The sequence below is a fragment of the Levilactobacillus namurensis DSM 19117 genome (assembly GCF_001434785.1).
Lineage (GTDB): Bacteria > Bacillota > Bacilli > Lactobacillales > Lactobacillaceae > Levilactobacillus > Levilactobacillus namurensis.
Genome location: NZ_AZDT01000003.1, coordinates 16828 through 32714 on the forward strand (window position 1 = coordinate 16828; position 15887 = coordinate 32714).

Sequence of the window (15887 nt, forward strand, 5' to 3'; positions counted from 1 at the left end):
AAAAGGACTACCCGTTTAGATTGGGTAGCCCAGAGTGTTTCTATTTGGCCTGCGGGGCCACTAATTCAATCTTTTCAGCCTTGCAGTAGATTGGGTTGCCGACCATGCTTGGTTCTAAACCGGTAAAGCGGCATTTCACGCTGTCACGTTTCATGATTTCCGCGTTGTTGATTGGACAGTCGAGACCAGCAACGGTGATCTGAGTGGACTTCTTACGATGTTCACCTTCCAGAATCGTGACGGAATACTTATAGCCGACAATTTCATCCGTGTTGAATTTCCGCGGTGTACCATCATTGCCCATGATTTTGTTGCCAGAATCATCAAGGCGTTCTTCAGTTGCCATTTTAGGGGTGACTTCGTCTAGTTCAAAGATGTTGCCGATCTTGGAGTAGTCGAAATCGCGCATGCTTAACATTTTAGCCATGGTAGATTGTAAAATTATTTGGGTCTAGAATTTTTGGTGTTGGAAAGTATTTCCATTCCCAAAGTACTAGGCCCTAATTTAAAAAGCCATTGATAATGGATCAAAAGCGACCAATAGGGTATACCCTAATGGCCATTTTTATTTCTGTGCTATACTAGGAATTACAAGTGTTCATTAGAACTGTCCAAAAGGAGAACTGGAAATGGCTAAAATCGGTTATGCGCGTGTGAGTTCCAAGGAGCAACATTTAGATCGACAGTTAGCGGCTTTAAAAGACGTTGATAAATTATTTACGGATAAATTAAGTGGGGCTAACACTAATCGGCCAGAACTGCAAAAAATGCTGGCCTATATTCGTGAGGGTGATATTGTAATGGTCACTGAATTAGATCGCTTAGGCAGAAACAACCATGATTTGACTAAGATCATGAACTCCATTCAAAATAAAGGTGCCACCCTAGATGTGTTGAATTTGCCGTCCATGACAGGGATTGCTGACCCAAATTTACGTCAACTGATGACCAACTTGATTATTGAACTCTATAAGTATCAGGCCGAAAGTGAACGTAAGCGAATCATTGAGCGCCAGCAACAAGGGATTGCCTTAGCTAAGCAGCAGGGTAAATATCATGGGCGCAAACCCCAATATGCCAAAGATGATCCCCGTTTGCAACATGCTTTTAAGCTTTATCGAGCTGGCATGAGTGACATTGATGTGTCCCGAAATACAGGTATTAAACGGACGACCTTTATTCGATACCGTGTGAAATACGGTATTAAAAGAAAATAGGGACCCTATTTTCTTTACTTATATTTTTGGAGGGTGTTTACTAAAGTTTTTTTCTTGGAATCTGATTCCGTGTTTATTAAACCATCGACGAGATGTCATACAAGAATGACACCCTGACTGTGTATACGGTAGATTGTAAAAATGGTATGTCGATTTTCGGCATGCCATTTTTATTATCTGAAATTAAATGAAAGAGGCGGCAATGGACGTACGACTACAAATATCTCAAAAACAAGAAGCTTTGGTTACAATTTTGTAAGGAGCTTGCTTCCGCGGCTTGTTTACCTGTAAGATAGTTATGGGGATGAACACAATGGACTATAGGAGTAGGCTATTAATGAATTCAAAAAAGAATTATTTGTATTACACGCTCACTTTTATTGGGCTAATGAGTCTTACATATGGCATCTTTGCTTTGACAGGGAAGTCATTTATCTGGGAAGGCGATGGGCTGGCACAACATTACCCGATTCTCGAACGCTTTTATACGTGGCTACATCAGGGTAATTTAGCGGGCTGGTCTTGGAACTTGGGGTTGGGTGCCGATAAGGTGACCACGTTCTCTTATTATGTACTAGGCGATCCCTTCAGTTACTTGATTTACTTCTTTCCCAAACACCATTTAGAGTTGGGGTATAATCTCTTAATTTTGCTTCGTCTATATTCGAGTGGGTTGGCGTTTATGGTGTTTGCACGGCAACGCCACTTCTTATCGTCGAGCCAGTTATTGGGGACCCTAGCGTATACGTTCTCGGGATTTTCACTTTACGTGAGCATCCGACACCCGTTTTTCTTATTACCGATGATTCTATTTCCCTTGTTGGCGTACGGTATTGATCGGGTCTATCAAGGGCGTTCTTGGTATTTATTGGCAATCGTGACAGCACTAGCTTTAGTTAGCAATTTCTACTTTGCATATATTTTGGCCATTGGTAGTCTGGTCTATGCCATTTTACGGTATTTGGCAATTCGACAACGATTAACTATTTCATTGGGGCAAGTGATAGGACGGTTACTGGGTGCGGGGCTCGTAGGCTTTTTGTTAGCAGGCGTTCTGTTCGTTCCCTCGTTGTTAGGCGTTTTACATTCAACACGGACGACGTCCCATTTTGCGAACGGGTATTGGCTATATCCATTTAATTATTATTTACGATTACCCAATGCTTTCCTGACGACGGGGAATCCCATGAGTTTCTGGGTCAACTTGGGAATGACTGGCATTACTTTTTTAGCTTGTCTATACATCTTACGACACTTTCGAGCTTACTTATGGTTAAATGTTGGCTTGGTTACGCTATTGATTGGCATGCTCTTTCCGGCAATTGCGGCACTCATGAATGGAGGAACGACGCCTTCGCAACGCTGGTTATTGTTAGGGAATTTACTTTTTGGTTTAGCAGTCATGACACTTTGTGACCATTTAACGCAATTAACACAGCAAGATCTGATGATGCTGTCTCTAGGGACCCTTGGTTGGCTAAGCCTTGTTTGGGCGGCTAACGGGTTTATTTTTAGCAACCACCCGCATGATTTCGTTATCTACGGCTTGCTGCTGGTGATGTTACTAGTGCTCTTATCTAGTTTTGGGGGGCATTGGTCGCAACAGCGAACGCTTAGGGTAATAGGCATCGTCTTTAGCTTAAATGTCATTACCAACGGGTACGGGTACTTTAGTCCTAATTCAGGTGGTGCCAGTCAGCAACTCGTGCCTCGGGGTATCGCTCCAAAGTTTCAAACCAATTATTACGATGGTGCTCAGAACTATGTGACGGCCCAGCCGGGTTTCTCCCGCAGTGCGTTAAGCAAACAGTATTATTATGCGAATGATGCTAAAACGAATATGGGAATGAATTTAGGGACGCATGACGTCATGTCCTATTTCTCAGTTCAGAATGGTGCGGTCGGTGACTTTAGTACCAGCGTGGACAATGCTCAGTTTAAGATGAATAAACCAATCATCCAGGCGGATAGTCGGACAACGTTGAATAACTTGTTGGGGGTTCGTTATCTCTTTGCCCGTTCTAATCAATTAGGGATACAAGCATTTCCGTATGGCTATCAACCGGTCAAGCGCCACGGGAAGCCGTTAGTTTATCAGGATAAACCGGTCCATGGGCTGGGGAATAGTTATGGGACGGTCATTTTGCAGTCTCAAAATGCGTTACCATTGCTTTACCTCCAACCCAATGCAATGACGACGAAGTCCTATAATCGCTTAGCGGCAATTGATCGTGAACAAGCCATGACGACTGCAGCCGTTGTGGATGGTACGACCCGGCAGGTCGCTCACCGGCCCTATCATCGACGAACGCGTCACGTTGCCTATCAGGTGACGGCTGATTCTAGTTTGATGATTGATAGTTTCGGAAAGCTGGTCACTTACCGACAACAGGGGAACCAACTTGACCCCAAATTGGTGACAACGGCGGAAACCTCATTGCGGCGACATAACCAAGATCGATCCGTTAACATCCAGACGGATAAGCAACGGCTACAGAAATTGATTCAACAGAATCAGCGCATTTTGAGACAATCACAACGGGTTAATCAAACGGGGGTGAAACAACTCACGAGCGATAACCAGAATCAACCGATAACGTACCGCCTTTCAATCAAAAACCCGCGGCAGACGCGAGGGACAGAACTATACTTGGCGTTGTCGGGAATTCAAGCTAAGCGTTTTACAGTTAAGGACCAGTATCGGGCTTTAAAGCATACACGAATTTTTCAGAATCGGGAATTTACGGGAATCGAGCGACTAAATCAGCTACGACGTTCCGTATGGAATCTGAGTGATGGTGCTTACCAGTTGACGGCTTCGAGTTATCAGAATGTGAATACGATGACCCAGTTAGGTCAAAGTAACTTATCGGATTATCAGGACAAAAGGCATGTTCTGCTGAATCTGGGTTATTCAAAGGAGCCGCGACGGCATATTAAAGTAACTTTTAAAGGTGTTAAAGGGATTAGTTTTAAGTCGGCTAAGTTGATTGCAGTGCCATTTGGGAAGAGTTATCAGCGTCAGATGAGCTCACTTCAACAAAGCGGATTACACCATTTGAAGGTACAGTCGAATCGGATTACGGGAAATGTCACAACTAAACGAGCCACAATTTTAACGACCTCCATTCCTTATTCAACAGGGTGGTCCTTGAAAGTTAATGGACGAACGGTATCTACAAAGCGTGTGAATGTTGGGTTTGTGGGGGCGGAGTTGCCAAGTGGTCATCAGCAAATCGTTTTGACCTACCAGACCCCTGGCCAGCGGGTGGGGGTCGTTCTATCCGTGATTGGACTAGTGATACTAGCTGGTAGTTCTGGACGAGTATGGTGGCGTACACGACGTTAGGAGCGGTCTGCTTCATAATTGGCCTTGTCGTTGAGGAGAAAGATTACGATTAGTAAACGAGCTCTGATGGGAGGAGATTGTGTGACAATGGACGCCTTAGCTGAACACATTCTTGGCGTTGCCCGGATAAATAATGTCTCGGTTACGAGCCTTCAGCTACAGAAAGTGATGTTTTTTTCTTTGAAAGAGGCGATCAATCGTGGGCTACTGGATAAAAGCGAAATTCAGAAAATCTATGACCGACCGTTTGAAGTGTGGCGATACGGACCCGTTGAACGGAAATTTACGAAAAGTATAAAGTGTATGGGGCTGATGCAATTACAGAAATTGATGGAGAGCACCAGGGCTATCATGCGTTAAATGCGACGATCCTGAACCTACTGAAACAGAATCCGTTTTTACTCATTCGGTAGATTGTAAAATTAATCCGAACGCTGTTCGGACAAAAAAGATCAGCTTCCTTTAAAATGGTGTTTACCACAAACCCATCTTTTAGGAGCTGATCTTTTGTCTAGTATAACCTATTCCGAACGAATTAAAATCGAAACCTTTTGTGAACTAGGGCTGTCCAATATCCAAATGGGCGTTCGGCTGAACCGATCACCGTCAACAATTTCTTATGAATTATCTCGATGTCAACCTTATCAGGCTGAATTAGCATAAACAGATGCCGAATACAAGCGATCACGATGTGGTCGGAAAACTAAGCTGAGCGATGAGTTAAAGCAAAAAATTCTCAACCATTTACGTCTAAGCTGGTCACCAGGAATGATTGCTCACGAATTTAAACTAGCTACTAAATCTATTTATAATTGGCTAAATCAGGGGAGAATTGATTTCTCCTTGAATGATCTACCTGAACATGGCGTACGCCAACGGCGTAACGTTGACCAATGATCCAAATATAATCAATCTTTGGGGCGATCAATTGAACAGCGTCCCATGATGATTAATCAGCGTAATCGCATCGGCGATTTTGAATTAGATACAGTCGTTGGTCCTCGTGGGCATAGTAAGGCAGTTTTATTAACTTTAATCGATCGCAAATCACGGTTCCTTTGGGCATACCGGTTAAAAGATCGGACGACAGCGACTGTTAATGAAGCACTAACTAAGTTCCTAACCACTTTTAATGGTCCGGTGCACAGCTTTACTGTGGACCGTGGCACTGAGTTTAGTGGGCTAGTATCACTTGAATCACAATATGGTATTAAGACCTATTACTGCCATGCTTATACTCCAGCTGAACGTGGTAGTAATGAACGCTTTAATCGGAATTTACGTTATTTTTATCCTAAAGGGACTCGTTTTGAGCACATTAGTGCTCAAGATTTAACGACGACGTTACTCCAAATTAACCAGCGACCGCTTAAAATACTCGACTGGCAAACACCGTATCAGGTTATGCTGACAAATTTGTCCAAAAATTCGGATTAAATTTGCAATCTACCTTATAAGTGTCATTCACACTATCTCTTGTAGGATCTCCTTATTAGACAAGCAAATTAAAATGTGGAATAATACTGTTGTAACAAATTACATTATGGGAGGTTATATTATGAGTCTAGATGACAAGATTGATAGCACCAAAGATAAGGTAAGTGGAAAAGCTAAAGAAGTTGAAGGCAAGGTTACGAACGACAAGGCCCGCGAAGCTGAAGGTAAGGGTCAAGGTATTCTAGGTAAGGCTAAAGATAAACTGTCAGATGCCAAAGATGCTGTTAAAGATACGGTTGATAACGTAAAGGAAAAGTTAGATAAAGACGATAAATAAATTATCATTTTTAAGAAGACCAAAATCTGGTCTTCTTTTATTTTTTCACGCTTGTTACCCTGTTTTTTCTCCACACTGTAATACGCGGCTTATGTGGTCGCTGCGGCTTTTTACGTTACCACCGTCCATCTTTAAGCTGATGTTCTAAGTCACCCAAGCAACGTGTCTCTGTGCGACTGACAAGGCCAAATCTGCTATTTACCATCTGGCCCATGCTGGCCACCTCCAAATTTTGGGCAAAATAAAAACGCCACGCTATTTAGCACGACGTCTATTATCCTTACACCATCTTATCGAGCCGAGCACCCGCCTGTGCCCACTCCGGAAACTCATACCCGTATTTACTATGAATTAATCATGATATCGCCACCTCCTGACCATATGCAAAAAAACAGTGATTAGCTGAACTTTTCGATAAATCTATTAAAAGTTTCCGTAGTCCCATTTTCAATTAGTACAACTAAAGCTTCATAGCTAATTTATCAAATTCTTGTATATCAATACCCGTTGCTCCAATTAAATCAAGAATAATCTCTGGATGTAAGCTGATTCCTGAGACAACTTTTAAGAGAGCGTATAATGAATAAATCGTCTCTCAAAAGGAAGGAATTTTTACATGCCAACTCGTTACGACAAAGAATTCAAACAAAACATCATCAACCTATATAAACAAGGCGAATCAGCTGCCCAACTGGCCAGAGAATATGGCATTGGCTATTCAACCGTTCATAAGTGGATCCAGGGCCAAGCCAAAACTCAATCCGGTAAATCGCCAGACGAAATTAAAGCGATGGAAAAGCGGCTGGCTTCCCTGTCTGAGGAGAACGAAATCCTAAAAAAAGCCCTGGGCTTCCTTGCGCAGAAGTAACCAATATTTTTGATTACATTCACCAAGAAAGCCATCACCACCAGGTAACTAAGATGTGCCGAATCCTCGGTGTTTCCAGAGCTCAGTATTATCGTTATCGATCCCCAAAGCCTTCAAAACGCCGGGCCGAAGATGAGGACTTAAAACAACGGATTCTGCGGATCTTTGCGGAATTCAAGCAGCGATACGGCGTTATGAAGATCCACCATGAATTGAATCTGGAACTTCAACCACTGCAGCGTCGGTGCAGCCCAAGACGGATTTCCCGGCTCATGAAGGAACTGGATATCCACTCCGTTACCGTCAATAAATGGAAAGCGGCTTCGGCTTCCAAAACCAAGGTTGAACAGCGTCCCAACTTGCTTAAGCAGGATTTCTCGACCACTGGTTTAAATCAAAAATGGACCGCTGATATGACCTATATTCAAACGAAGCGTAATGGCTGGTGTTACTTATCAACCATCATGGATCTGCACTCACGACGGATTATCGGCTATTCGTTCTCAAAAAAGATGGATACTGATTTAGTCTTAAAGACCCTGGAAAGCGCGGTTAAAAATCGAACCATTACTGGGGACCTGATTATCCATACGGATTTAGGATCACAGTATACCAGCGATGATTACAATCAACGTTTAACTGAACTACATATCCGCCACTCTTACAACCGTAAGGGGTGTCCATACGATAATGCACCAATGGAATCCTTTCACGCTTCCCTCAAAAAGGAATGTGTTTATCCAGTGCCGGTCTTTGAAGATTATGAAACTGCCGCTGCCGTCCTTTTTGAATATGTGCATGCTTTCTACAATAGGAAGAGAATTCATAGTTCACTGGGCTACCAGACCCCCTTACAAGTTGAAATTGCAACACTTACAAGCCAAATGGCCGCCTGATTTAATGCTTTCCAGGGTTCAAATAAGTTATGAATCACGATTAATGATTTATTTGAGCTGTGGAAGGTAAACGCGGTTCTGAATGTCTCTTAAAATCTGTCTCAAATATTGACTTCAATCCAGAAGCAGTCACGGATACTTTGAGCGACTTAATGAAGCTATGGCCTGGTAGATCGTTAACGATTACCCCGGATAGGGGTAAAGAGTTTGCCAAAGTTCAATGTTTAACTGATAAGTTTGGTACGCCCTTCTACTTTCCCGATCCTCACTCTCCTTGGCAACGAGGAACTAACGAAAATACTAACGGCTTGCTTCGCGAATATTTGCCAAAAGGAACTGACCTTGATTCAATTACTGACCGCCGGATACAAGCATATGCAGAACAAATGAATAATCGTCCCCGTAAATGTCTCGGATGGAAAACGCCTTATGAAATATTCTTTAATGTAGTGTTGCACTTAATTTGACAATTCAAGCCTTAAATTTTGAAAATTCTCAATTAATTTCATGCAACCGTTTGCAACTTCTGCCAAAGGGTGCCATAATACAAAATGCAAACGCTATTATTAATACGATATTTTGAATTGGAGGAATATGAAATGGATGAACAAAGTAGCACAGCTGCAACCAAGAAGTCTGGTTTGCCCAAACTTCCCGCCAGTACCATTTGGATGATCAACTTTGGCTTCTTCGGTGTGCAGATTGCTTTTACCCTGCAAAGCTCACAAATGAGTCGAATTTTTCAAACGATTGGAGCGGATCCCAATAAGTTGGGCTGGTTCTTTATTTTGCCACCTCTTGCAGGCTTAATCGTTCAACCAATTATCGGTTATTATTCAGATCGAACTTGGGCACCCAAGTTGGGCGGCCGTCGATTGCCATACTTGGCATTAGGAACCTTGATTGCCATCATCGTGATGTGTCTGTTGCCTAATTCGGGGAGTTTTGGCTTCGGGTACGCATCAATTACGGCATTGGTATTCGGGGCAGTCACTGTTGCCCTGCTGGATGTGTCGTCTAACATTGCCATGCAGCCATTCAAGATGATGGTTGGCGATATGGTCAATGATGACCAAAAGAGTTATGCATACGGCATTCAAAGTTTCCTGTCAAATGGTGGTGCGGTCATCGCAGCCATCTTCCCATTTATCTTTACGGCATTCGGTGTCGCCAATACCGCTAAAAAGGGTGTCGTTCCACAATCAGTTGTGATTTCCTTCTATGTTGGTGCGGCAATTCTGTTACTGACAAGTTTGCTGACCATCTTCAAAGTTCATGAATATGATCCCAAGACTTACGCCAAATATCACGGTATTACTGAAGAGGCTAACTCAACCGGTGGTAACTGGTGGACATTGCTTAAGAAGGCACCGAAAGTATTTTGGACGACGACATTGGTTCAATTCTTCTGCTGGATTGCCTTCCAATATCTCTGGACATACGCTGCCGGTGCGATTGCCAGCAACGTTTGGAACACCACCAACGCCGCTTCCGCAGGCTACCAAGCTGCCGGTAACTGGTACGGTGTTTTAGCAGCCGTTCAATCAATTGCTGCCGTTGCCTGGTCATACGTTTTGGCTAAAATGCCAAATAACCATCACAAGTTGGGCTACTCAATCAGCTTGGCCCTTGGTGCAGTTGGCTTCATCTCAGTATTCTTCATTCACACCCAATACATTTTGATCCTATCATTTATCCTAGTCGGAATGGCATGGGCATCGATGAACACTTATCCATTAACGATGGTTACCAACGCCCTGTCTGGTGAACATATGGGGACTTATCTTGGACTGTTCAACGGTTCAATTTGCCTGCCACAAATTGTTGCCTCACTTGCCAGCTTTGGCTTATTCCCATTATTGGGTAACGCTCAGCCAAATATGTTCTTGTTGGCCGGCATCATCATGGCCCTGGGTGCAGCCTCAGTTGGATTTATCAAAGAAACTTACAAAGCATAGAAAGGACGTTTATTTATGAAAAGAACTTTTGAAGTGACGCCTTGGAACATTGTGACTCATGACTTCAAGCCAGAAGACAAACGGCTTCAAGAATCCATGACCAGCCTAGGAAATGGTTATATGGGGATGCGCGGATTCTTCGAGGAAGATTACAGTGGCGACACCTTAAACGGCATCTATCTTGGTGGTGTCTGGTATCCGGACAAGACCCGAGTTGGCTGGTGGAAGAACGGTTATCCCGATTACTTTGGGAAAGTTGTTAACGCGGTTAATTTCATCAAGATGCACATTAAAATTAATGGTGAAGCCATCGACCTGGCCAAAGACCAGTTCAGTGATTTCGAACTCAATCTTGATATGAAAAAAGCCTTGTTAACCCGCTCGTTTACGGTTACCAAAGGTGATGCCAAGGTGGCAGTCGAATTTGTTCGTTTCTTGAGCGTTGCCCAGCCGGAATTGTCCGTTCAGCGGGTGCGCGTTCAAAACGTCGGCTCAAATAAAGTGGATCTGGTGATTGATTCCGCTATCGACGGTGACGTTCAGAACGAGGACGCCAACTACGACGAACGGTTCTGGGAGGTTCTCTCAACTGAACAGGGGACTGATTCAGGCAATGTCCTTGCCGAAACAACCCCGAACCCGTTTGGGACACCCCGGTTCACTTCCGGAATGGAAATGCGTAACGTCACGGATTTGACTGCTGACAAAGTGGCTCAACCCAGTGAAAAAGAAGTTGTCAACGAATTCACCGGTGTCTTGGCACCCAATGAATCTGCTCAACTTGAAAAGCGCGTGATCATTGTGACTTCCAGAGATTATGATACTCAAGCTGCTTTAACTGACGCCATGCATCAATTAAGCGACAAGGTTGCCGGCCAGTCCTACGATGAACTGCTTGAAGCTCATGAGCAGGTCTGGGCCGATCGCTGGAACAAATCTGACATCGTCATTGATGGTGACACCGAAGCCCAACAGGGAATCCGTTTCAACTTGTTCGAACTCTTCTCCACCTACTATGGTGAGGATTCACGCTTGAACATCGGCCCTAAAGGCTTCACTGGTGAGAAGTACGGTGGTGCTACCTACTGGGATACCGAGGCCTTTGCGGTGCCTGTCTACCTGGGAATTACCGATCCTAAGGTAACCCGCAACCTCTTGATGTATCGTTACAAGCAGTTGGACGGTGCGTACCATAACGCCAAACAGCAGGGACTCAAGGGTGCCCTGTTCCCAATGGTCACTTTTGACGGAATCGAGTGTCATAATGAATGGGAAATTACTTTTGAGGAAATTCACCGAAATGGCGATATTGCTTTTGCCATTTACAATTACACCCGTTACACCGGCGACACTTCGTATGTTCTAAACGAAGGTTCAAAAGTCTTGACCGAAATTTCCCGTTTCTGGGCAGACCGGGTTCACTACAGCCAGCGAAACAAGAATTACATGATTCATGGCGTGACTGGCCCTGATGAGTATGAAAACAACGTTGATAATAACTGGTATACCAACATTCTGGCCCAGTGGACGTTGAAATACACGCTTCAGATTCTTAAGGAAGTTTCACCCGAACAAGCTAAGAAGCTGAATGTTAGTGAAGATGAAAAGAAGCATTGGCAAGACATTGTCGACAACATGTATCTGCCATATGACAAAGATCTCAACATCTTCGTTCAACACGATGGCTTCCTCGATAAAGATCTCAAGCCGGTATCAGAAATTCCTGCAGATCAATTACCATTGAACCAGAACTGGTCATGGGACAAGATTTTGCGCTCCCCTTACATTAAGCAGGGGGATGTACTGCAGGGTATCTGGGACTTCATTGATGACTTTACACCGGAACAGAAGAAATCCAACTTTGATTTCTATGAGCAATACACCGTGCATGAGTCAAGCTTGTCACCTGCCATTTACTCCGTGTTGGCTGCTGACCTTCACTATGAAGAAAAAGCCGTTGAACTTTATGAACGAACAGCACGACTTGATCTGGACAACTACAACAACGATACCGTTGATGGCCTGCACATTACGGCGATGACCGGCGGCTGGATTGCGGTGGTCCAAGGATTCGCTGGGATGCGGGTTCGCGACGGCAAGTTGCATTACGCACCATTCCTGCCGAAGAAATGGTCACACTATTCATTTAGACAAGTCTTCCGTGATCGTTTAATTGAAGTCGACGTTGATCAGGATGGTTCCCACTTCAAGTTAATTGATGGCGAACCAATTACGATTGATGTTGCCGGTAAGCCTGTTGAATTGAGTAAGTAATAAGCATGATGATGAGCGAGGAATCGCTCATTTGCTGTATAGCAGGAAAGGATATCATGAAAGTAGTAGAGAAGGATTTTGGGCAATTACCTGACGGAAAAGTCGTGACGGCGTTTACCCTAGAAAATATCAAGCACACACAGATTACTGCAATTTCATACGGGGCAACTTGGCAATCGTTTTCCGTTGAACGTGATGGTGTCAAACAAGAATTGTTAGTCCAATTTGATGATTTAGCCGCGTATTTAGATAATCCATTCCATTTTGGAAATACAATTGGTCGTGTTGGTGGTCGTCTATCAAAAACTGATTATGATATTAATGGGGCACATTTTACATTAACGCCAAATGATCATGGCAATGTTTTACACTCTGGCATTAATGGCTTTGATGCGGTTAATTGGCACGGTGAAGCAAGAAATTTGGGTACAGCGGCGGAAATTAATTTCACACGTACTTTTGATGATGAATTCGCCGGACAATTAGCTGCCCAAGTGACCTATCGATTGGACGATGAAGATCGTTTAGACATTATATTTAGTGGCGTTTCAACCGAGAATACATTGTTCAATCCAATGACGCATGTCTATTTTAATTTAGTTGGTAAGGATCAAGATATCAGTCAGCATAAATTACAAATTGCATCACGTCAACATCTTGAAGTTGATAATCACATGATTCCAACCGGTAACGTGATTGATAATCAAAATACAAAATTTGATTTTGCGCATTTGCATGCCTTGGGACAAGAGCATTACGATGATGCTTGGGTATTAGATCCCAGCCGTCAAGGGGAGGGAGTAGGACTAACTTCACCCGATGAAAGTTTGACCTTGACAGTGGATTCAGATCGCAATGGTGTGGTTGTATTCACTGCCAATCCTGACGATAGCAGTGACATTAAAACAGCGCTTGCTATTGAGATGCAGACCTTGCCTGATGCGGTTAATCATGAAGGCTTTGGTGATATTGTTTTGCCAGCAAATGAAACAAAAACATATACTGTAACTTACCAAATTAAAAAAAGCGAGGATAAATAAAAATGGCTAAATTTTCAGATATTAAAGGTTTTGCCTTTGATTTAGATGGCGTTATTGCTGACACGGCGCGCTTTCATGGTGAAGCTTGGCATCAAACAGCTGATGAGGTTGGCACAACTTGGACACCAGAATTGGCTGAAGGTTTGAAGGGCATCAGTCGCATGGCTTCCTTGCAAATGATTTTGGATGCTGGGGATCATGCCGATGATTTTTCTCAAGCAGATAAAGAAGCATTAGCAGAAAAGAAAAATCATAATTATCAACAACTCATTTCAACATTGACGGAAGATGATGTTTTACCTGGCATGAAAGATTTCATTCAATCAGCTATGGCAGCCGGCTATAAAATGTCGGTAGCTTCAGCCTCTAAAAATGCACCAATGATTCTAGATCATTTGGGATTAACTGAGTATTTTGTTGACATTGTTGATCCCGCCACTTTGACAAAGGGAAAACCTGATCCTGAAATCTTCGTTCGTGCTGCGGAAGTCTTACATTTAGATCCAGAAAATGTCATTGGATTGGAAGATTCAGCTGCTGGAATTTCCTCAATCAATGGCGCAGGTGAAACATCACTAGCAGTTGGTATTTCAGATGTGTTGTCAGGAGCGGATCTGAATTTTGAGTCTACTTCAGAAGTGACATTAGCAAATATTGAAGCTAAAATGCAATAGATAACTAAAAAGAGTGTCAGTACATAAAAACACTGACACTCTTTTGTTGTTTTAATTAACATTTGCCAGCGTATTGCCCTGCTTGAGTGTGATATCGGTAAAAGTTACGGTATGCGTTGTTGTATGTGATCAACGAGAGCCGTAATAGCTAATTCATCCATCTGTTTAAATTTTTACTGCACAGGTGCTAAAATAGGACGTGCTAATTGGGTTAATTCTGTCCAATCGATGATCACAATTGATAGATTCTCAGAGACAGAAATGCCAACACCTTTTGCACCATTTAGTAATCGAATACTGCTGATGTCTGCTGAGCCAATTGCAGTCGTGAGAGGTTGGGGATTCCCAAATATTTTGGAAGCATACAAAACAGGTAGCGTCAAGAATCTTGTGTAAATGAAATGCCTTCGTACATATAATATGTATCTAACTTAAATAAATGATGCTTCCAAGGTGTCCTGGAGTCCTTTGAACCTTCGGTGGATCCGCTTCAGAGACTTCTCGTTATAAACATTAAACTGAGAAACCAGGAAGCGATCCAGTGAATCTTCCGTTGGAAATTGTTCTTTGTGGTGGGTGGTGCGCTTGAGATGCTTATTAAAGTTCTCAATCAGGTTAGTGGAGTATAGTGATTGCCGGATAGCTGGTGGAAAGTCCATGAAAGTGAGTAAATTCGGCATTTTAAGCAGATCTTTGATTAATTTGGGATAGGTCTGATGCCAGTTGTTGGCGAACTCATTCAGTTTCAGTTCGGCTGCTTCACGGTTGGCGGCCCGATGAACTTGTTTAAAGTCACTGATCACGGCCTTGCGGTCTTTTACGCGAACTTTGTTCATCAGATTCCGCCCAACATGAACCAGGCAACGTTGTCGTTTGGCTTTAGGGAAATGCCGATTCAAGCCTTCATCCAAACCAACTAACCCATCGGCCACAAACAACAGCACATCTTTAACGCCCTGCTTGATCAAGGTTCCCAGCAGTTCAGTCCAGATTCCAGTCGATTCAGTTGGCGCCACTTGGTAGTTCAGCACTTCTTTCGTACCATCTGGACGAATGCCAATCGCAATATGAACGGCTTCTTTTTGAACGGTATCCCGCTTTAACGGCAAGTAAGTGGCATCTAAGAAGATGGCCGCATATTGTGAAGCCAGTCGACGTTGCTGGAAAGCTTGAACCTGTTCATTGACGGCTTTAGTCATGTTGGAAACCGTGGCTTTGGAGTAGTGAGCACCGTACATTTTCTCAATGAGTTCGGCAATTTCAGCAGTGGTAATTCCCTTGGTATACAACTGAATGACCGTTGTTTCTAAACTGTCACTGTGCCGACCGTAGGCTGGCAAGGTATGATTTTTAAACCGGCCATTGCGATCTCGAGGAATGGTTAAGTTAAGTTGGCCGTACTTCGTATCAAACGAGCGCTCATAACTGCCGTTGCGGTTATTACCAGTGTTAATCCCAGCGTATGAGTAGCGTTCGTAACCCAAAAACTCTGCCAATTCGGTTTGAAGCAGCTGGTTAATCGCAATTTCGAGGTGGTGACGAAAAACTTCGTCCAAATCTTGCTTTTGGGCTAGTGCAGCGATAATTTCTGTGGTAAGTTCATTCATGGGGAATGCCTCCTGTGATGTTTTCTGTGGTTACTAAATATCATAAGGGAAGGCATTCCCTATTTCTATACAATTCAGAAATCTTTTATGCATTTACACAAGATATTTTACGCTCTCGAAAAATGAGTATGCAGTAGTTTAAGTGCAACAACTAAGTTAGAAAAATTATATTTAGTTTGGGAGATTGTAAAATATAACCGAACACTTGTAGACAAAAAAGCCCATAGAGG

The 15887-nt window shown here is 43.2% G+C and carries 12 protein-coding genes and 2 pseudogenes; 12 read left to right on the forward strand and 2 right to left on the reverse strand.

What is annotated here, in order from left to right; all coding sequences use genetic code 11:
- Positions 1-40: 40 nt before the first annotated feature.
- The gene (locus FD30_RS00680) at positions 41-427 is read right to left on the reverse strand and encodes a hypothetical protein (RefSeq protein ID WP_056943494.1); all 387 of its coding nucleotides are present in this window, start codon (positions 425-427) and stop codon (positions 41-43) included.
- A 202-nt stretch (positions 428-629) separates the two neighbouring features.
- Here FD30_RS00680 and FD30_RS00685 point away from each other — a divergent pair, with 202 nt between their 5' ends.
- The 12 genes and pseudogenes from FD30_RS00685 to pgmB all read left to right on the forward strand — a co-directional run bounded on the left by FD30_RS00685 (position 630) and on the right by pgmB (position 14050).
- On the forward strand, positions 630-1217 hold the full coding sequence (locus tag FD30_RS00685) for a recombinase family protein (RefSeq protein ID WP_003596518.1): 588 nt from the start codon (positions 630-632) through the stop codon (positions 1215-1217).
- Positions 1218-1605: 388 nt separating this feature from the next.
- Positions 1606-4566: a YfhO family protein gene (locus tag FD30_RS00690; protein WP_235803237.1), complete on the forward strand. Its 2961-nt coding sequence runs from the start codon at positions 1606-1608 to the stop codon at positions 4564-4566.
- Positions 4567-4647: 81 nt separating this feature from the next.
- A complete protein-coding gene (locus FD30_RS00695) occupies positions 4648-4926 on the forward strand; it encodes a Panacea domain-containing protein (RefSeq protein ID WP_147000034.1) in 279 nt (92 codons plus the stop codon).
- Between the two features lie 147 nt (positions 4927-5073).
- A pseudogene (locus FD30_RS11345) lies at positions 5074-6003 on the forward strand (IS30-like element ISLpl1 family transposase).
- A gap of 121 nt (positions 6004-6124) precedes the next feature.
- Positions 6125-6340, forward strand: a complete 216-nt coding sequence (locus tag FD30_RS00700) for a CsbD family protein (RefSeq protein WP_003680381.1) — start codon at positions 6125-6127, stop codon at positions 6338-6340.
- A gap of 616 nt (positions 6341-6956) precedes the next feature.
- Positions 6957-7208, forward strand: a complete 252-nt coding sequence (locus FD30_RS00705) for an IS3 family transposase (protein WP_002816285.1) — start codon at positions 6957-6959, stop codon at positions 7206-7208.
- 17 nt (positions 7209-7225) lie between these two features.
- Positions 7226-8104 (forward strand): IS3 family transposase, encoded by an 879-nt coding sequence (locus FD30_RS00710; RefSeq protein ID WP_263862297.1) that lies wholly within the window; start codon positions 7226-7228, stop codon positions 8102-8104.
- A 152-nt stretch (positions 8105-8256) separates the two neighbouring features.
- Positions 8257-8571, forward strand: a pseudogene (locus FD30_RS11350) (IS30 family transposase); the annotation flags it as partial.
- A 132-nt stretch (positions 8572-8703) separates the two neighbouring features.
- On the forward strand, positions 8704-10062 hold the full coding sequence (locus FD30_RS00715) for an SLC45 family MFS transporter (RefSeq protein ID WP_056943498.1): 1359 nt from the start codon (positions 8704-8706) through the stop codon (positions 10060-10062).
- Positions 10063-10077: 15 nt separating this feature from the next.
- Positions 10078-12336 carry a glycoside hydrolase family 65 protein gene (locus FD30_RS00720; protein WP_042749383.1) on the forward strand — a complete coding sequence of 753 codons (2259 nt, stop codon included), beginning with the start codon at positions 10078-10080 and terminating at the stop codon, positions 12334-12336.
- A gap of 56 nt (positions 12337-12392) precedes the next feature.
- Complete coding sequence (locus tag FD30_RS00725) at positions 12393-13376, forward strand: aldose epimerase family protein (protein WP_017261405.1); 984 nt, start codon at positions 12393-12395, stop codon at positions 13374-13376.
- Between the two features lie 2 nt (positions 13377-13378).
- On the forward strand, positions 13379-14050 hold the full coding sequence (gene pgmB, locus FD30_RS00730) for a beta-phosphoglucomutase (RefSeq protein WP_056939261.1): 672 nt from the start codon (positions 13379-13381) through the stop codon (positions 14048-14050).
- A gap of 431 nt (positions 14051-14481) precedes the next feature.
- Here pgmB and FD30_RS00735 read toward each other — a convergent pair whose 3' ends face one another.
- A complete protein-coding gene (locus FD30_RS00735; protein ID WP_056943499.1) occupies positions 14482-15657 on the reverse strand; it encodes an IS256 family transposase in 1176 nt (391 codons plus the stop codon).
- Positions 15658-15887 lie beyond the last annotated feature (230 nt).

Bases quoted from the DNA above. Each gene is read 5' to 3' on its own strand.
- FD30_RS00680 (WP_056943494.1), bottom strand. From the start codon at position 427: ATGGCTAAAATGTTAAGCATGCGCGATTTCGACTACTCCAAGATCGGC.
- FD30_RS00685 (WP_003596518.1), top strand. From the start codon at position 630: ATGGCTAAAATCGGTTATGCGCGTGTGAGTTCCAAGGAGCAACATTTA.
- FD30_RS00690 (WP_235803237.1), top strand. From the start codon at position 1,606: ATGAGTCTTACATATGGCATCTTTGCTTTGACAGGGAAGTCATTTATC.
- FD30_RS00700 (WP_003680381.1), top strand. From the start codon at position 6,125: ATGAGTCTAGATGACAAGATTGATAGCACCAAAGATAAGGTAAGTGGA.
- FD30_RS00705 (WP_002816285.1), top strand. From the start codon at position 6,957: ATGCCAACTCGTTACGACAAAGAATTCAAACAAAACATCATCAACCTA.
- FD30_RS00715 (WP_056943498.1), top strand. From the start codon at position 8,704: ATGGATGAACAAAGTAGCACAGCTGCAACCAAGAAGTCTGGTTTGCCC.
- FD30_RS00720 (WP_042749383.1), top strand. From the start codon at position 10,078: ATGAAAAGAACTTTTGAAGTGACGCCTTGGAACATTGTGACTCATGAC.
- FD30_RS00725 (WP_017261405.1), top strand. From the start codon at position 12,393: ATGAAAGTAGTAGAGAAGGATTTTGGGCAATTACCTGACGGAAAAGTC.
- pgmB (WP_056939261.1), top strand. From the start codon at position 13,379: ATGGCTAAATTTTCAGATATTAAAGGTTTTGCCTTTGATTTAGATGGC.
- FD30_RS00735 (WP_056943499.1), bottom strand. From the start codon at position 15,657: ATGAATGAACTTACCACAGAAATTATCGCTGCACTAGCCCAAAAGCAA.